Origin of the sequence: Pseudarthrobacter sp. L19, assembly GCF_050859435.1 — a bacterium.
In the GTDB taxonomy this organism is placed as follows: Bacteria; Actinomycetota; Actinomycetes; order Actinomycetales; family Micrococcaceae; genus Arthrobacter.
This window is the reverse complement of sequence record NZ_CP193935.1, coordinates 756,684-773,891: the sequence shown is the minus strand read 5'-3', so window position 1 is coordinate 773,891 and position 17,208 is coordinate 756,684. Positions and strand designations below refer to the sequence as shown.

10 protein-coding genes and 2 tRNA genes are annotated in these 17,208 nt (G+C 70.1%); 5 read left to right on the top strand and 7 right to left on the bottom strand.

Annotation, left to right across the window (positions count from 1 at the left end):
* Positions 1–28: 28 nt before the first annotated feature.
* A complete protein-coding gene (locus ACRQ5B_RS03485; protein WP_432396987.1) occupies positions 29–2,197 on the top strand; it encodes a RecQ family ATP-dependent DNA helicase in 2,169 nt (722 codons plus the stop codon).
* A gap of 44 nt (positions 2,198–2,241) precedes the next feature.
* On the opposite strand, the gene ACRQ5B_RS03480 is transcribed toward ACRQ5B_RS03485, so the two are convergent.
* Both ACRQ5B_RS03480 and ACRQ5B_RS03475 read right to left on the bottom strand, forming a co-directional pair.
* Positions 2,242–2,328, bottom strand: a tRNA-Ser gene (locus ACRQ5B_RS03480).
* 73 nt (positions 2,329–2,401) lie between these two features.
* Positions 2,402–4,639: a prolyl oligopeptidase family serine peptidase gene (locus ACRQ5B_RS03475; protein ID WP_432396985.1), complete on the bottom strand. Its 2,238-nt coding sequence runs from the start codon at positions 4,637–4,639 to the stop codon at positions 2,402–2,404.
* Between the two features lie 74 nt (positions 4,640–4,713).
* On the opposite strand from ACRQ5B_RS03475, the gene ACRQ5B_RS03470 reads away from it, so the two are divergent.
* On the top strand, positions 4,714–6,717 hold the full coding sequence (locus ACRQ5B_RS03470; protein ID WP_432396982.1) for an FAD/NAD(P)-binding protein: 2,004 nt from the start codon (positions 4,714–4,716) through the stop codon (positions 6,715–6,717).
* Positions 6,718–6,832: 115 nt separating this feature from the next.
* Here ACRQ5B_RS03470 and ACRQ5B_RS03465 read toward each other — a convergent pair whose 3' ends face one another.
* Positions 6,833–11,377 carry an ExeM/NucH family extracellular endonuclease gene (locus ACRQ5B_RS03465; protein WP_432396979.1) on the bottom strand — a complete coding sequence of 1,515 codons (4,545 nt, stop codon included), beginning with the start codon at positions 11,375–11,377 and terminating at the stop codon, positions 6,833–6,835.
* 457 nt (positions 11,378–11,834) lie between these two features.
* Positions 11,835–12,242: a TspO/MBR family protein gene (locus tag ACRQ5B_RS03460; RefSeq protein WP_432398687.1), complete on the bottom strand. Its 408-nt coding sequence runs from the start codon at positions 12,240–12,242 to the stop codon at positions 11,835–11,837.
* Between the two features lie 737 nt (positions 12,243–12,979).
* Here ACRQ5B_RS03460 and ACRQ5B_RS03455 point away from each other — a divergent pair.
* Positions 12,980–13,672: a PAS and ANTAR domain-containing protein gene (locus tag ACRQ5B_RS03455; protein ID WP_432396976.1), complete on the top strand. Its 693-nt coding sequence runs from the start codon at positions 12,980–12,982 to the stop codon at positions 13,670–13,672.
* On the opposite strand, the gene ACRQ5B_RS03450 is transcribed toward ACRQ5B_RS03455, so the two are convergent.
* On the bottom strand, positions 13,608–14,321 hold the full coding sequence (locus tag ACRQ5B_RS03450; RefSeq protein ID WP_432396973.1) for a TetR/AcrR family transcriptional regulator C-terminal domain-containing protein: 714 nt from the start codon (positions 14,319–14,321) through the stop codon (positions 13,608–13,610). The two genes, ACRQ5B_RS03455 and ACRQ5B_RS03450, sit on opposite strands and share 65 nt — an antisense overlap.
* Positions 14,322–14,529: 208 nt before the next feature.
* On the opposite strand from ACRQ5B_RS03450, the gene ACRQ5B_RS03445 reads away from it, so the two are divergent.
* Complete coding sequence (locus ACRQ5B_RS03445; protein ID WP_412884883.1) at positions 14,530–14,787, top strand: hypothetical protein; 258 nt, start codon at positions 14,530–14,532, stop codon at positions 14,785–14,787.
* Between the two features lie 157 nt (positions 14,788–14,944).
* On the opposite strand, the gene ACRQ5B_RS03440 is transcribed toward ACRQ5B_RS03445, so the two are convergent.
* Both ACRQ5B_RS03440 and ACRQ5B_RS03435 read right to left on the bottom strand, forming a co-directional pair.
* Positions 14,945–15,655: an EAL domain-containing protein gene (locus ACRQ5B_RS03440; protein ID WP_432396971.1), complete on the bottom strand. Its 711-nt coding sequence runs from the start codon at positions 15,653–15,655 to the stop codon at positions 14,945–14,947.
* A 242-nt stretch (positions 15,656–15,897) separates the two neighbouring features.
* Positions 15,898–15,985, bottom strand: a tRNA-Ser gene (locus ACRQ5B_RS03435).
* 153 nt (positions 15,986–16,138) lie between these two features.
* Between ACRQ5B_RS03435 and ACRQ5B_RS03430 the strand changes: the two genes are divergently transcribed.
* Positions 16,139–17,122 (top strand): NAD(P)H-quinone oxidoreductase, encoded by a 984-nt coding sequence (locus ACRQ5B_RS03430; protein WP_432396968.1) that lies wholly within the window; start codon positions 16,139–16,141, stop codon positions 17,120–17,122.
* Positions 17,123–17,208 lie beyond the last annotated feature (86 nt).

Below are 17,208 nucleotides of genomic sequence, written 5' to 3'. Positions count from 1 at the left end.
TGTCGGAGGGGGCTGGGATACTGAAGCAATGGCCACTCCCCAGAACGCACCAGTCATGACCCAGGAATCTACGACGCGGGCCCAGGCGCAGGACGTGCTGCGCGAGCTCGTCGGAAACCCGGGAGCGGACTTCCACGAGGGGCAGTTCGAGGCCATCGAGGCGTTGGTCGACGGCGGCCGGCGGGCCCTCGTGGTCCAGCGCACCGGTTGGGGCAAGTCCGCGGTGTACTTCGTCGCGTCCCTGCTGCTGCGCCGCCGCGGCGCCGGCCCCACCCTGATTGTGTCGCCGCTGCTGGCCCTGATGCGGGACCAGGTTGCCGCCGCAGCCCGGGCCGGGGTCCGGGCCGTGGCCATCAACTCGGCCAACCAGCTCGAATGGGACACCGTCCGGGAGCAGCTCGCGGCCGACGAGGTGGACGTCCTCCTCGTGTCCCCGGAACGGCTCACCAACCCCTCCTTCCGCGAGAACCAGCTCCCCGAACTGGTCCGGCGCACCGGCCTCTTGGTGATCGATGAGGCGCACTGCATCTCCGACTGGGGCCACGACTTCCGGCCGGACTACCGCCGCATCGCCGACCTGATCACCCAACTGCCGGACAGCGTTCCCGTCCTGGCCACCACGGCCACCGCCAATTCCCGGGTGGTCCACGACATTGAGGAGCAGCTCGGCGAGGGCGTCCTGACCATCCGCGGCGCCCTGGGCCGGGACTCCCTCCGGCTTGGCGTCCTCCGGCTCCCGGATTCACGCGAGCGGCTGGGCTGGCTGCTGACCCACCTGCGGGACCTCCCCGGCAGCGGCATCATCTACACGCTGACCGTCTCCGCGGCCGAGGACACCGCCCGGCTGCTGGCCGAAGCCGGGCACAACGTGCTCTCCTACACCGGCAGGACCGACCCGGCGGACCGGGAACGGGCGGAGCAGCTGCTCAAGGACAACGAGGTGAAGGCGCTGGTGGCCACCTCGGCCCTCGGCATGGGCTTCGACAAGCCTGACCTCGGCTTCGTGGTGCACCTGGGTGCCCCGTCCTCGCCCGTGGCGTACTACCAGCAGGTGGGCCGCGCGGGCCGTGGCGCCGCGAACGCCGACGTCCTGCTGCTGCCCGGCTCCGAGGACCGGGACATCTGGCAGTACTTCGCCACGGCGTCCATGCCCTCGGAGGAGAAGGCCGCGGCGGTGTTGACCGCGCTGGCCGAGGCCGGAACTGCCGTCTCCACCGTTGCCCTGGAAGCACGCGTGGACCTGCGCCGGACGCCGCTGGAACTGCTCCTCAAGGTCCTGGCCGTCGACGGGGCCGTGGAGCGGGTGGGCGGCGGCTGGCGCTCCACCGGCATGCCCTGGGTCTACGACGCCGAACGGTACCGCCGGATCGCCGAGGCCCGCGTGGACGAGCAGGACTCCATGGTGATCTACCAGGACACCGCCGGCTGCCGGATGGAGTACATCACGTCCGTTCTCGACGACGAGACCGCCCACCCGTGCGGGCGGTGCGACAACTGCGCCGGCCGGTGGTTCCCGGCCGACATCGCGGCCGACGCTACCCAGACCGCCGATGCCACGCTGAGCCGCGCCGGGATCGTGCTGGAGCCCCGTCTGCAGTGGCCCAGCGGCATGGACCGCCTGGGCGTGGCCGTCAAGGGCAAGATCAAGCCCGAGGAGAGCGTGGCCAACGGCCGGGCACTCGCCCGCCTGACGGACCTCGGCTGGGGCGGCGCGCTGCGCGAGACGTTCGCCGCCGGCGCCCCGGACCGTGCCGTGGACCCGGCGATGCTGCGGGCCTGCGTCAAGGTGCTGCGCGAGTGGGGGCAGGGCGATTCCCGGACCCCCGGCTGGAGCGGGGCAGGCCGGCCGGCGGGAATCGTCAGCGTCCCGTCCCGGAGCAAGCCGGAACTGGTGGACTCGCTGGCCCGCGGCATCTCGGAGATCGGCCGCATTCCGTACCTCGGCGCGCTGCAGCTGGCCCACGGCGGACCCACGGGCGGCCGCGGCGGCAACAGCGCGTACCGGCTCGCGGGCGTCTGGGAGCGACTGGTGGTGGGCCCGGAACTGGAGGCTGCCCTCTCCGCGATTCAGGGCCAGAGCGTGATGCTGATCGATGACCTGGTGGACAGCCGCTGGAGCGTCACCGTGGCGGGCCGGGCGCTGCGCCAGGCCGGCGCGGGAGCCGTGCTCCCCTTGGTGCTGGGCCAGGCCGGCTAGGGCCCGGGTACGCAAAGGCCCCGGTCCAGGACCGGGGCCAAACGCGGAGACGGGGGATTTGAACCCCCGGTGGAGTTGTGCCCCACACTTCATTAGCAGTGAAGCCCATTCGGCCGCTCTGGCACGTCTCCATCCGCTATCACTAGCCCACCAAGGATACGCAGAAGCGGCCATGCAGCGCAAAACGGTTGGCGGGCCGCCGGGTCAGGCGCCGCTGCCCGCCAGCGCCCGCCAGAGGAAGTGCTGGCTTCGGCTCTGCAGCGCCGCGGCCTGCCGGTTGTCCGAGGCCCCGGCGTGCCCGCCCTCGAGCGCCTCGTGGAACCACACGTTGGGGATCCCCATCGCCTGCATCCGTGCCGCCATCTTGCGCGCCTGCACCGGCCCCACCCGGTCGTCCGAGGTGGCGGTCCAGATCAGCGTCTCCGGATACTCGACCCCGTCCCGGAGCAGGTGGTAGGGCGAGAACGTCCGGATGAACTCCCACTGGTCGGCGTCGTCCGGGTCGCCGTACTCGCCGATCCAGGAGTAGCCGGCGGAGAGTTTGCTGTACCGGCGCATGTCCAGCAGCGGCACACCGCAGGAGACGGCGCCGAAAAGCTCCGGGTACTGGGTGAGCATGTTGCCCACCAGCAGGCCGCCGTTGGAGCCGCCCACGCAGCCCAGCCGTTCCCGCGACGTCACGCCGCGGGAGATCAGGTCCCTGGCCACCGCGGCGAAGTCCTCGTAGGCGCGGTGCCGGTTCTCCTGGAGGGCGGCGCGGTGCCAGGCGGGCCCGTATTCGCCGCCGCCGCGGATGTTGGCCACCACGTAGACGCCGCCGCGGCTGTGCGGGGCACCGCCGTCGGCCCCGGCCATCTCCTCGGTCCTGCGTTCCAGCCAGGCACGGCCCACCACGCCGCTGTAGGCGGGGGTGCGGGAGACTTCGAATCCGCCGTAGCCGGAGAGCTGGGTGGGGTTCTGGCCGTCGAGGACCAGGCCGCGCGCCGCGATCTGGAAGTAGGGGACGCGGGTCCCGTCCTGGGAGACGGCGAAGTGCTGCTGTACCTCGTAGGCGTCCTCCTCGAAGAACGACGGCGCCGTGCGCACCACCTCGTGGTTGCTGACCACCCCGTCGACGCCGGCGCGGGTGAGCGTGCCGCGGGTGAGGGTGGTGGGCGTGGTGAAGCCGGTGGCCACCAGCCAGAAGTCGTTGCCCCCGGAGACCCCGGCGTCCCCGGAACCGTCCGCGCCCTCGGCGGAGTCCTCGTCGTCGACGGCGTAGGCGTTCACGTCGTGCAGCGGCGGGCAGGCGTCCAGGACCTTGACCGCCCAGGCCGAGTCGGTGCCGGGCCGCTGCGGGTCCAGCACCCGGATCTCAGAGGACACATCGCGCAGCAGGTTCAGCAGCAGGAAGTCCCGGGTCCAGCTCCAGGACTGCAGCGAGGTGTGCTCATCCGGGGTGAACAGCACGGACAGGTCGCGGCCTCCGGCGAGGAAGGACTCGAAGTTCACGGCCAGCAGGGAGCCCGCGGGGTAGCTGGTGCCCTCCAGCGTCCAGTCCTTCTGCGGCCGGAACAGCAGCCAGTCCCGGTGCGAGCTGACGTTCACGTCCGCGGGCACGTCGATTTCCACCCACTGGCCGTCCACCAGCACCGAGGTGCGGGTCTCGAAGAAGCTGACCCAGTCCACGGCGAAGGTCCGCTCGTAGCCGGGCGTCGAATCGTGCACCACCAGGGCCATCATGTGCTCTTCGGGGATTTCGAACAGCGTTTCGGCGTCGGCCAGGGTACCGCCGCGGCGCAGCACGACGCCGGTACGGGCGTAGGAGGACGTGGTCCGCGGTAGCCCCTCGGCGGTGCTGGAGACCAGCAGCGTGTCCTCGTCCAGCCAGGACGCGTTGCCCTTGGCGGTGGGCAGGTCGAAGCCGCCCTCGGCCGGGTCCACGAAGGCGCGGCGCTCGACGTCGAACTCGCGGTAGCGGTTGGCGTCGCCGCCGTCGGGGGAGAGCGCCAGCAGCGCCCGGCGGTGCTCGCCGTCCTCGGCCGGGCGGAGGAAGTTGGCTCCGTGGAAGACCCATTCCTGGCCCTCCTCGGCTGCCAGGGCGTCAACGTCCAGGAGGACCTCCCACGCGGGCGAGCCCGCCCGGTAGCTGTCCCAGTCGGTGCGCCGCCACAGGCCCTTGGGGTTCGCCCCGTCCTTCCAGAAGTTGTAGTACCAGCGGCCGTGCTTGCCGACCATGGCGATCCGGTCGGTGGAGTCCAGGACTTCCAGGATGCGCTCCTGCAGGTCCGCGTACTCCGCGTCCTCCAGCAGTTCCTCGGTGCGGGCGTTCTGCTCGCGGACCCAGGCCAGCTGTTCCTCGCCGTAGATCTCCTCCAGCCAGATGTTTTCGTCAACGGGTTCGGTAGCGGCCCCCGGGGCGGCACCGGACACGGGGAATTGCTCAGCAGCAGTGGTGGTCATGGGCCCATCCAAGCAACTGCCTCGCCGGGCAGGCAAGTCAAGCCGCCGGGGCCGATGCCGATACTCTGGATGCCGTGGCAATAACGCAGAGCATCCGGACGGCACTGATCGGCGCCGGTCCCCGGGGCACCAGCGTGTTGGAACGGCTGCTCGCCAACTGGGCCCCCGCGGCCCCCGGCGCCACCCTGCAGATCGACGTCATCGACCCCTACCCGGCCGGCCCGGGACACGTCTGGCGGCCCGAGCAGTCGCGGCTCTACCTGATGAACACCCAGTCGTTCTACCCCACCGTGGTGCCCCAGGACCCCGGTCTCGCGCCCCCGCTGGCCGGCGGGACCTTTGAGCAGTGGCGGCAACGCCAGCGCCAGGACCCCGACGAAGCGCTCAGCGGCGCCGAACGCGAGGAACTCGACGCCCTTGAGGCCACCGGATTCCCCAGCCGTGCGCTGTACGGACGCTACCTGCGGCACACCCTCGAGGAGCTGGTCGCCGCGGCGCCCGAAGGAGTCACCGTCACCTTCCACCGGACCTCCGCGACGGCGGTCCGCCCCGTCATAGGTGAGGACGACGCCGGCGGGGGGTTCGACGTCGAGCTCGCCGACGGGACCACGCTGAGGGCCGGGTCGGTGGTGCTGGCCCTGGGCCACCTGGAATCCCGGCTGAACCCCGAACAGCGGGAGCTGCAGGCGGCCGCCGGTGACCTCGGCCTGACCTACCTTCCGCCGGCCGTCCCGGCCGACGTCGACTGGTCCGCCATCCCGGCGGTGCAGCCGGTACTGGTGCGCGGCATGGGGCTGAACTTCTTCGACGTGATGGGCCAGCTGACCGAGGGCCGGGGCGGGACGTTCCTGCCCGCGGACGATGGCGCCGGGCTCACCTACCTGCCCTCGGGCCGGGAACCGTTCATCATCGCAGCGTCCCGCCGTGGCACCCCGTACCGGGCCAAAGCCACCCTCTCCGGCTACTACCCGGCCTCGGTCAGCCTCCGCTACCTCACGGAGGAGGCGGTGGGCCGCTTCGCCGCCGCCGGCGTGGTGCCGGCCTTCGACCACGACCTGTGGCCGCTGCTGCACCGCGACGCAGTCTGGGCCTACTACTCCACCCTGGCGCGCTCGCAGCCGGACGCGGTCGGACCCGGCCCGGAACGCTTCCTGGGCCTGCTGGAGGAGGCGCTGCACCCGCACGCCCACTCCACCGCCAAGTGGGAGGACGCCGCCACCGAGGTCATCGGGGCGCACGTGGACCCCGCCTGCCGGCTGGACCTGCTGGGCCTGGCCGCGCCGCTGGCCGGGCGCAGCTTCGCCTCCCGGGCGGAGCTGGACGCGGCGGTGACGGACTACCTCCTCGACGACGCACGGCGCTCCGCCCTGGGCGAGGACGACCCGGTGAAGATGACCATTGGCGCGCTGCACCATGGACGCGCCGTGTTGAAGTCCGTGGTGGCCGACGGCGGCATCACCGACGAGTCCTGGGTGTCGGGGCTGCGCGGCTGGTTCGAGGCCTTCGTGGAGGGCCTGGCCAGCGGGCCGCCCGCCCTGCGAGCCGAGCAGCTCGCGGCGCTGGTCCGCGCCGGTGTGGTCAGCTTTGTCGGACCCGACCCGAAGTTCGGGGTGGACCGCAAGGCCGGCGTGTTCACGGCCGCCTCCCCGTGGGTGGGTGGCCCGGGAGAGACCCCGGGGTCAGCCACGGGCATCGCGCCGGCGGAAACCCCGGCGCGGGTCGAGGCATCCGTCCTGGTGGAGGCCCTGGCGCCGGCGAACCGGGTGGGCGTCAACGCCTCGCCCCTGCTCGAACAGCTGCTGGCCGACGGCCTGGTCCGGCCGCGCCTGACCATGACCGCCGAGGGCATCCCGCTGCAGAGCACCGGACTGGACGTCGTCCCGCACCCGTACCGCCCGGTGGCCGCGAACGGCTCCGTGACGGAGCGGATCTACGTCCTCGGGCTGCAGCTCTCCGCCGCGCAATGGGGCACCGCGATCGCCGCGGAGGCCCGGCAGGCGCAGGGCCCGGTCTACCGCAGCGGGCAACGGACCCTGCGCGACGCCGACGAGATCGCCCGGGACATCCTCGGCGACTGAGGCGCCCCAACGACAACAGGCACGCCCCGACCCCGGACCGGCCGGCGGACCCACCGCACTGGTGGTCCACCGTTCCGGCCGGGGCGGGGCGTGCCCGTTCCCGCCTGTCAGGGCATCAGCCCCGCAGGCACTTCTGGTACTTCACCCAGGCGATGCCGTACTTGACCCAGCCGGCCAGGTCGTACCACTTGGTCGGCGGCACCGGGGCGGTGCAGACCGGTGCCGGCGGGGCGCTGGCCGCCACCTGCACCGCGGTCTTCACCACGGTGCCGGACTCGACGGCGGTGAGCACCAGGGTGCCGGTGCCCGCGGCCGCACCCGCGGGCACGGCGAGGTTGACCGAGGCGGCGCCGGCCGAGACCGGGACGGTGCCCAGCGCGGTGACCTTCCCGGCGGAATCGGTGAACTCGGCCCGCAGCGAGGCGTTGACCGGGCTGCCCAGCGAGGTGAGGTCCAGCTTCGAGACCGCCAGGGTGATGGCCTCTCCGCCCTTGACCTCGGCCGCGGTGGTGTTGACCACGGCCACGGAACGGCGTGCGAAGTCCGGCGAGACGGGGTTGTGGGCCTTCAGGTAGGCGATCCACGCATCCCGGTCCACCAGCCCGGAGTCCTTCGTGCCGGTGCCGGCGGTGAAGATCCGGAAGTTGTCGCCGCCGGTGGCCAGGAAGCTGAACGTGCCGATCCGGTACGACTTCGCCGTGTCGATCAGCGCACCGTTGACCCGGATCGCGGTGATCCGGTCACCCGCGGCGCGGGCGGCGTCGTAGGTGTAGTTGACGTTCTTGGACAGGCCCAGCTGCTGGTAGGCGCGGCTGGGGACCGTGCCGTCCGGGTTGGTCTGCCACTGCTGTTCCAGCAGCGTCTTGAACTGCGCGCCCGTCAGGGTGGTCGTCCAGAGGTTGTTCACGAACGGCAGGACCGCGTTGGCCTCGGCGTAGGTGATGGTGCCGTCCGGAGCGTAGTACAGCTCGTTGCGCAGGCCGCCCGGGTTCACGACGCCGATCTCGGCGCCGCCCAGCTCGGGGGCCTTGAGCGCGTCCACCAGCGAGTCGGCCACGAGGTTGCCCAGGGTGGACTCGCTGCTGCGGTCATCGCGGACGGCGGGGGAGCCGCCGAATGCGGTGGTGATATCCGCGGTGACCTTGCCGACCGGCTGGTTGCCGATCACGGCGGCGTCCGCGACGGCCTTGTCCACGACGGCCTTGACCGCGGCGACGCGCGGGTAGGCGGCGATCAGGTCAGCCGCCGGATCCGTGCTGCGCTTGACGTTGGCCGCCTTGTACCCGGTGACGGACATGGTCTTGGTGTCGATGGTGAGCTGGATCTGGCCGATGAACTCGCCGTAGTTGCCGGTCTGGACGATCGGGCGGGTCTTGCCGGTCGGCTGGCCCGCGGCGTCCAGGACCGGTGCGTCCCAGGCGTACTGCTTGTGCGTGTGGCCGTTGAAGATCGCGGCCACGTCCGGGCTGACCTTCTGGACCATCGCCGCGAACGGGCCGCCGGCGGCGACTTCCTGCTCCAGGGTGGCGCCTTCAGGCGCTCCGGACCCGGCGCCGTCGTGGTTTTCGACCACGATCACGTCGGCCAGCTTGTCCGCCTTGATTTTCGCGGCGGCCCGGTTGATGGCCTCGACCGGATCGCCGAACTCGAGGTCCGCGATGCCGGCCGGGGTGACCAGCGCCGGGACTTCCTGGGTGACGGTGCCGATCACGGCCACCTTGATGCCGTTCAGCTCCAGCACGGTGTACTCGGGCAGCACCGGCTCGGTGGTGCCCTTCTTGTAGACGTTGGCGCCCAGGTACGGGAACTTGGCGTTCCCGCCGCCGGCGATCACGCGGTCACGCAGGTCGGCCCAGCCGCCGTCGAACTCGTGGTTACCCACGGCCGAGGTGCGCAGTTCCAGGGTGTTGAGCACGTCGATGGTCGGCTGGTCCTTGGCCACCGCGGAGGCGAACAGGGAGGCGCCGATGTTGTCGCCGGCGGAGAGGAACGCGGTGGCGCCGGGGGCGGCGGCAGCGCGGAGCTTCTCGATGGTGCCGGCGAACTGCACGGTGTTGGAGTCGATCCGGCCGTGGAAGTCGTTGATTCCCAACAGGTTGAGGTCGACGCTGGCCGGGAGGGCCGGGCCGGCCTTCAGGTCCAGGCCCACCACCACGGGGTCGTGGTCGCTGGCGCGGAACTGGTTAGGGGCGTAGTAGTCGGTGACGTTGTTGTTGTAGCGGCTGTACTCCAGCGCCACGGATTCCACCGAGTTGATGTTCCAGATGTCCGCGCCGGTGACGGCCGCGTTGGCCGCCGGGGAGGCGAGGATGTGGTCCAGGGAGCCCACCAGGCCGCCGAAGAGATAGGAGTGCTTGGCGGAGCCGTCGGCGTTCCTGGCCTTCTCGTCCTGGTTGACGTACCCGGCGCCGGTGAGGACGTTGATCGGGTCCTCCTTGGCGTAGGAGTTGAAGTCGCCGATCAGGAAGACCTTGTCCGTGCCCTTGGACTTCTGCAGCTCGTCGGCGAAGGCCAGCAGGGACTGCGCCTGGGCGGTGCGGGCGAGGTTGGAGTTGCCCTGGCCCTTGTCCGTGTCGTCCGGGGTCGCAGCGGAGCCCTTGGACTTGAAGTGGTTGGCGATCGCGATGAACTTCTTGTCATCGGAGGCGCCGGCCGACTTGAAGACCTGGGCCAGCGGCTTGCGGGCGCTGGCGAACGCGACCGTGTCGTTGTGGATGATGGACTCGCCCACCGGTTCGGCGGCGGCCTTCTTGTAGATGAACGCGGTACGGATCATGTCCTCATCGGACAGCGGGGGCGCGTTGGCGGGGGTGCGGACGTAGTCCCAGATGCCGGGGGTGGCCACGTTCAGGGCGTCCACCAGGGTGGAGAGGGCGGCGTCGCGGCTCTTGCCGAACTGGGCCGAGTTCTCCACCTCCATTAGGGTGACGACGTCGGCGCCGGACTTGGAGATCGCGGCAACGATCTTGTCCTGCTGGCGCTTGAAGTTCTCCGCGTTCGCGGCGCCGCGGACGTTGCAGCCGCCCTGGACGGTGATCGAGTTGCCGGCGCGGTCCTTGTAGAACGTGCAGCCGGCCACCTGGTCGCCGGTGGTGGAGAAGTAGTTCAGCACGTTGAAGGAGGCGAGCTTGAGGCTGCCGCCCACGGCCGCGGGGGCATCCGCGCGGGTGGCGCCGAAGCGCGCCGGCTGGACCGTGGCGGCGTTCGCCGGGGTCAGCTGGGTCAGCGGCTGGAACTTCCAGGCGTTGTTGGCGTAGCCGAGGACCACGTTGGTCGTGAACGTCACCGGTGAGCCGACGCGGACCGGGTCGGTGCCGGTCAGGTAGGGCAGCGGCTGGGCCTTGGCGGCGGCGTCCTTGAGGAAGTTGGTGGTGGCGCCGTCGTCGAGCTTGATGCCGCGTTCCGCGTTGGCCGCCACCGTGGCGGTGTAGTCGGCGGAGCCGTAGGGTGCGATGGCGGTGGGCTGCTCGAGCGGGGTGGTGCCCCCGGCCAGGCCGATCTCGCCGTACTGGTTCAGCGAGAAGTTGTCCGCCACCGTGACGGGGCCCTGCGGGGTCAGCAGCATCCCCTCGAGGGATTCACGGAACGCCTCGCTGGCAGGAAGGCTGAAGCCGGTGGCCTTGACCTCCGGGGCGGCCTCGGCCAGCGCGGCGATCCCGGTGGTGCCGGACACGTTGAGCTGGGTCATGCCGTAGTACTCGGCGACCTCGCCGGTCACCTCGAGGTAGTCGCCGATCTTCACGGAGGCGACCGCGGCGGGGGCGTAGACGAAGATGCCGTCGGAAGCGGTGTGGTTGGCCGGGGTCAGGTCACCGCCGGTGCCGGGGGTCTGCAGGTAGAAGCCGGAGATCCCGCCGGTGGGGTAGGCTGCGGTGACTTTGCCCCGGGTAGTGGCGGTGGTGCCGGTGAACGGGCTGGCCGCGCCGGTGCCCTGGATCTCGGCGATGGTGCGGTTTACCGGGGGAGTGCCCGGGACCGGGTCGACGGGAGCGGCGGTGCCGTTGGCCGCGCCGGGGGTGATGACGGTGTTGAGGCTGAAGTCCGTCGCGTTGTTGTTGCTGTCCGCACCGTCGGCGCGGTTGAGGCTGCGGACGTCGCCGGTGCCCGACGGGGCGGCCGCGGCCTGGGTCTCGAAGGTGTTCGAGCTGCCGTAGCCGAGGATGTCCGCGACGTTGGCGGGCTCGATGACCGAGCCGGTGCCCAGCGGGTTCAGGGCTGCCGGCTGCTTGGCCAGGATGATCGTGCCGCCGCCGACGGCGGGGTTGAACCCGGTGGCGGTGGCGTCCGCCGCGGGCAGGTCCTGGCCGATAGCGCCGTTGCTTCCGGCCTTGAGCAGGTAGAACCCCTTGGCCGCGATGGTGCCGGTGAGCGGCGCCGTCGAGCTGGGCGCCCCGGTGCCGGTCGCGGAGCGGTACTGGATGGACCAGCCCTCCAGGGACACGGGTGCGTCAGAGGAGTTGTACAGCTCCACGAACTTGTTCTTGTAGGCGGCTCCGGCGCTGCCGCCGCTGAGGTAGGCCTCGTTGATGGTCACCGGCGATGCTCCGGCGGCAGCCGGCGAGACCTCCAGTGCTGCGGCCGGAACGGCTGTCAGCGGGGCGGCGATGAGCCCCACTGACAGCGCGGTGCCCAGCGCTGTTTTCCATGGTGTGATTTTCATTCGCTCTAACTCTCATGAAGGTGCCCGGGTAAGGGCTGGGTGCGATGTCCGGGGTTGTGGCCCCGCGGACGGGCCGGACTGCTCCTGGTCAAGCAGGTCCCGGCACAGCAAAACAGGGGTGAATGAACACGGAGTGAATGACGCGAGCACTCGGCAGGGCGTTCCCCAGCGAAACGCCCAGCAGCCGGCGCGGAAACCCCACCAAAGGTGTCCCCCGCGACGGGTGTTGGTTGGTATAACGGTGCGTCCAGGCCTTTCCCCGGGCCCGGACACCCCAAAGAGTACCGACCACTCTCCGCCGGGTCAGCGGGTGGCCGGTGCTGGTTAACGCAATTTTTCCAAAAGATTTACTTAGGGTTGGGGCGACGGGGGCGCGTCGGAGGGCCGGCGCTCGCGGTGTGGCGGGCCGGGGTCCTGGGCGGTCAGCCCCGGTTGGGGGTCTGGGGTGGCGTAGTGGTCAGTGCCGGCCGGGGTTCAGCCGGGCGATCGCGGCGGACAGGACCGTGGCGAAGCCGCACCAGAGCGGATAGGGGACCAGTGCGACGCCGGCGCTGCGGTTGAGCGCGTAGGTGCGCCGGGCGAGGTCGGCGCTGCTGAGCGCCAGCACCCCGGCCTCGGCCGCGGCCAGCCAAGGCTGCCGGGAGCGCCAGAAGAGCCAGCTCCACCCGGCGTTCAGTGCGAGGTTGGTGGCCAGGGCGGCGCGGTAGGCGCGGATTGCCCTGCTTCGTTCCGCTGCGGTGGGTCCGCCGGACGGCCGGGCCGCGCCCGCCGTGGCCTCGTTGCCGTGGGCGCCGCCCGGGCCGCCGCTGTTAAGGGCGACGGCGGAGGTCACCGCGATGTCCGCGTAGAGCGCGGTCCAGACAATCGGGAACGCCAGCGTCGGAGGCTGCCACTCCGGCTTCCGGAGCGTCGTGTACCAGCGGCTTTCCGGGTTCAGTGGCCAGGCCGCCCAGGGCGGCAGTTGTGGCGGTGGCTGCGGCGGTCCACACCAGGGTGAGCGCTTTCATTGCGGTTCCTCGTTCCGTTGCTGGCGGCGTGGAACCAGACTAACGCCGCCGCTACGAGGGACAAAGGGTCTGTGCCGGTCAGCCGGTGCGTGTTCCTGCCCGCACATCGGCGGCTCCGCGCGGCACCGCCGTCGGGAGCTCAAAGATCCGTTTTAAAACCCTTGGGCCGGCCGGTCCATTTTGTTACTCTGGGAAAGGTCATGCAGGCGGCCACAACCCAATGACGGGAGGCCCTGCCTGATGTGCCACTATCCACCGCGGGGCGCCGTCGTCGGCCCCGCCATCGCCGGCGTCAGGTGCCGGCACGGCCCCTGAACCCCTCACTGGAATTCCCCGGACCCGCCCCGCCGTCCGCCCGGAGTCGGGCGTGTTTCGGATATGGGTGCGCCCCGATGCTATTGGGGGATGCATCGGGGCGCTGGTCGAAAGCATATCCCGGGGTGCATTGCAAGTCAAATGACCCGCCGAGGCCCGGTGGAGGAGAGCGGAGTGTGGCCCGCAGTTATTGGGGGCGGGCCACACACCATCCTCGGTCAGGCCGCCGCCGCGGCTGCGTATCACGGGCACCCGGCCTGCGACGAGAAGGAGGAAGGCAATGACGGAGACTCCCGGCTGCGCCTACGCCAGCGGGGTGAATGCCTCGGTTCTGCCGGCCGGAACCTTTGTGATGGACGGGGCCACCCGGTACATGTCCTGGTCCGATGAGCTGTACGCCATCCACGGGTACAAGCGCGGCGAGGTCGTCCCCACGCTGGCCCTGACCCTGTCCCATAAGCACCCGGGGGACCTGCCCCGGATCGAGGCGGTCAACGCCGAACTATTCGCCCACGGCGGCCATGTGGCCATCTACCACCGCATCATCGACGCCCAATCCCACGAACACCGGGTCCTGACGGCCGGGGAGGCCGTGCTCGACGACGCCGGCCGGCTCGCCAGCGTCTCGGGCGTCATGCTGGACCTCACGTCCACGATTCAGTGGGAAACCGAGCTCGCCGCGCGGGACGCCGTCCGCCGCGCCATGGCCACACGGGGGACCATCGCCAAGGCCGAGGGGCTCCTGATGGGCCGGCTGGGCATCGGGTCCGACGAGGCCTTCAGGCTGCTTACGTCCTTCAGTAACAACCGCAACGTCAAGCTCGCCGGGGTGGCGCAGGCGCTGGTGTCCCTGGCGGACAATCCGGCGGAGGCACCGGCGCTCGGGGCAATGATCGATGAGCTTCGGCTCAGGAGGCAGGAGCCGGTTCCTGCGGCGAAAGCCGGGCGGCCAGGCCGGACAACAGGATCGTGAGCCCCTGGTCCAGCTCCGCCTTACCGTCGTAGTCGACCAGGACATCGGCCAGGTTCCGGATGTGAGGGAACTCCCGCGCCGGGAGCTGGTGGAGGCCCAGCCGCAGCAGCACCTCGCTCTCCTCGGGGTCCACCACGAATTCCTGCAACTCATTGAGGATGTGGCCGTAGAGGTAGCCGTAATAGGCCCGGTATACGTGCAGGGCGTCGCTCGGGGCAAACCCCGCCCCGACCAGCTGGGACAGGATCCGCTCCAGCGGCCGGAGAGTGCCCCGCGGCCGCAGGCCCAGCGGCGTGGACAACGGCCGGGTCACCAGGAGGGGGACGACGTTGGGGTGGCGCAGCGCCACCTCGCGGAGGCTGTGGGCGATACGCCGGAGGTGCAGCTGCCAGTCCGCGGTCTCGGGAAACACTTCCAGCTCCTCGAACACCAGCTCCGTCACACCGTCCAGCAGGGCAGCCCGGTTCTCCGCGTAGCGGTAGAGGCCCATGGGATCGCGGCCCAGCGCCTGGCCCAGGCGCCGCATGGTGAGGGCGTCCAGCCCCTCCTCATCGACCAGCCGGAGGGCCGCTGCGAGGACCAGTTCCCGGCTCAGCCGCGGCTTGGCGGCGGAGGGCGACGGCGGGGAGGGGTTTTCCGCGGGGGGCATGGCGATCCGTTCGGATGGACCGGGAAGCCGGGGGCCACACTGGTCCCCGGTGCTATACCCGGCAAGCTTGCTTCAACCCAAGTCTACGCGTACCGTCTACAGTGTAGAGAAGCTCAGGCTTCTCACCCGGGCGCCCCGTGCATGGCGGTCCGGTTCGCCGCTGCAGCGCTCGGCGGCACCACAGCACCCCAGCGGAAATGAGCCAACCTTGGCAGATTCGCAATTTGACCAGTTCCTCCTCGAAGCAACCACCTCCGACGCCTCCGCAATGGCCGGCGTCGACCGTGACTGCCTTTACGGCGTCTACACCAGTTGGTGCTTCCTGACCCAGTCCGTTCCGCGGCCCGAAGACACCTTCTGGGCCGCGATGAGACAAAAACGCATCCGTCCCGGCCGCACGCCGCTCCGTATCAAGGGCCCGGCAGCCGCGGATTACATCATGTCCACGTACCCCGGGATGATCTAGGCATCAGCAGGCCGATCGATCACAGGCGATAGCTACAAAGCATCAGAAAAGAGGGCCGCAGGTTCCGGCCGAATGGTCGGACCCGCGGCCCTCTTTCACGTGCACCGGACCGTCTCAAGGCGGGCGGTAACGCCGGTGACCTTACGCGCCGGTGCCTTTACGCGACGGCGGGAACCCCGTGCACGTCGCGGACGGCGGGCAGTTCCTCGAAAGCGGGCTTGGCGAACCAGTACCCCTGGAAGAGGCGGATGCCGGCGGCCTTCAGCATGAGGTACTCGGCCTCGGTTTCAATGCCCTCGGCCAGGACCGTGATGTCGAGTTTTTCGGCGATGCCCACGATCCCGTCCACCACGGCCTGCCGGGCCGGGCTGGTGTCCACGTCGCGGAGCAGTTTCATGTCGATCTTGAGCAGGTCCGGCTGGAAGTCCACCAGCAGGCCCAGGCCTGCGTGCCCGGCGCCGAAGTCGTCGATGGCGGTGGTGAAGCCGTGCTTGCGGTATTCGGTGATGATGTTCTGGAGGTGCGCGGTGTCAGCGACCTCTTCGTTCTCGGTGAACTCGAACATGATGGCCGACGTCGGGAAGTTGTTCCGCCGGGCCGCGGACAGCGTGGCACGCAGGCAGGCGGCGGGCTCGTAGACGGCGTTCGGCATGAAGTTGATCGAGAGCATCAGGGGCTCGTCCGCAGGGAACAGGCGGGAGGCGAGCTCGATCGCCTTGACCCGGCAGTCCTGGTCAAAGCGGTACTTCTGTTCGGGGGAGACCTGTGACAGAACCGAGTAGGCACCCTCACCGGCGAGCCCGCGCACCAATGCCTCGTAGCCCCATACACGGCCGGCGACGGCGTCGTAAATGGGCTGAAAAGCCATGCTGAAATCGAAGTCGAGTTTCGAGGCAGTGCTGCAGCCGTCGCAGGTCATAGGGGCGTCCTTTCGTGGTTTAGGTCCACCGTAGGTCCACCGCCCGTGCCCGCCCCGAAACCGGCCGTCCGCATTTTTCCGTGTCGGAGGCGTCCAAACAGGCCAAGAGCCCCCCAGGTACGGGAAAAGCCGGTGTCCGCAGCCTCTCAGCTGCGGCCACCGGCCTTGTGGCGCGCCCTGGGCGCATCCCGCGGAAGGTAAGAGATTCGAACTCTTGGTACGGGGTTACCGCACACTGGTTTTCAAGACCAGCTCCTTCGGCCGCTCGGACAACCTTCCCTCCCGCGTAGTCTTTCATAGTCGGCGGACGGCCACAAAAGTCTTGATGGTCGTCGCCGGTGTCCCTGCCGCGTCCTAGGCTGGGGGAAGTGCACGTACGGCTGGCCGTGGCCGGCGGGCAGGCAAGACATCGGTGAAGAAGCGGAGAACTCCATGAAGGCTGTCTACATCTCAGAGCCCGGCGGACCGGAGGTCCTGGAGGTGCGGGACGTTCCCGCACCGGTGCCCGGCCCCGGTGAGGTCCTCATCGACGTCGTGGCCGCCGGGCTGAACCGGGCGGATGTCCAACAGCGCCGCGGGTTCTACCCGCCGCCCCCGGGTGCTTCGGAGATCCCCGGGCTCGAGGTCTCGGGCCGGATCGCGGGTTTTGGCCCAGGCGTCACCAAACCCTTCTCCCAGGGTGACAAGGTGGTGGCACTGCTGGCCGGCGGCGGCTACGCCGAGCAGGTCGCGGTACCGGCCGGACAGGTGCTGCGCGTCCCCGACGGCGTGGACCTGGTCACCGCAGCGTCCCTGCCCGAGGTGGCGGCCACCGTGTACTCCAACCTCGTCATGACCGCCCAGCTGCGCGCCGGCGAGACCGTCCTGATTCACGGCGCCACCGGCGGCATCGGAACCATGGCCATCCAAATGGCCAAGGCGCTCGGGGCGCACGTAGCCACCACCGCCGGCAACGACGAGAAGGTGGGAACCGCCAAGGCCTTCCTGGGCGCCGACATCGCGATCAACTATGCCGAAGAGGATTTCCCGGCGAGCCTCAAGGCGCAAAACGGCGGCCGGGGCGCGGACGTGATCCTCGACGTCGTCGGGGCCAAGTACCTCGCGAAGAACATCGAGGCCCTGGCGGACTACGGCCGGCTGGTGGTGATCGGGCTGCAGGGCGGGACCACTGCGGAGCTGGACCTGGGGCAGCTGCTGCGCAAGCGGGCGGCGATCATCGCCACGTCGCTGCGGCCCCGGCCGGTGGAGGAAAAGACGGTCATCATGGACGCGGTCCGCGACGCCGTCTGGCCGCTCCTGGTGGACGGGCAGATCCGGACGCTGGTGGCCAAGACCTTTCCCCTTGACCAGGTCCGGGAGGCCCACCGCTACTTCGACTCCGGCGAGCACATGGGCAAGATCCTGCTGGTGATGTGAGCGGAAACATGCCGTTCCGGGCATAGCCAGGCACGCCACGCCGGGCGAATCACGATACTGTAATTCCATGCACGGTATACACGCGT

Bases quoted from the DNA above. Each gene is read 5' to 3' on its own strand.
- ACRQ5B_RS03475 (WP_432396985.1), bottom strand. From the start codon at position 4,639: ATGACCACCACTGCTGCTGAGCAATTCCCCGTGTCCGGTGCCGCCCCG.
- ACRQ5B_RS03485 (WP_432396987.1), top strand. From the start codon at position 29: ATGGCCACTCCCCAGAACGCACCAGTCATGACCCAGGAATCTACGACG.
- ACRQ5B_RS03440 (WP_432396971.1), bottom strand. From the start codon at position 15,655: ATGGCTTTTCAGCCCATTTACGACGCCGTCGCCGGCCGTGTATGGGGC.
- ACRQ5B_RS03465 (WP_432396979.1), bottom strand. From the start codon at position 11,377: ATGAAAATCACACCATGGAAAACAGCGCTGGGCACCGCGCTGTCAGTG.
- ACRQ5B_RS03430 (WP_432396968.1), top strand. From the start codon at position 16,139: ATGAAGGCTGTCTACATCTCAGAGCCCGGCGGACCGGAGGTCCTGGAG.
- ACRQ5B_RS03455 (WP_432396976.1), top strand. From the start codon at position 12,980: ATGACGGAGACTCCCGGCTGCGCCTACGCCAGCGGGGTGAATGCCTCG.
- ACRQ5B_RS03450 (WP_432396973.1), bottom strand. From the start codon at position 14,321: ATGCCCCCCGCGGAAAACCCCTCCCCGCCGTCGCCCTCCGCCGCCAAG.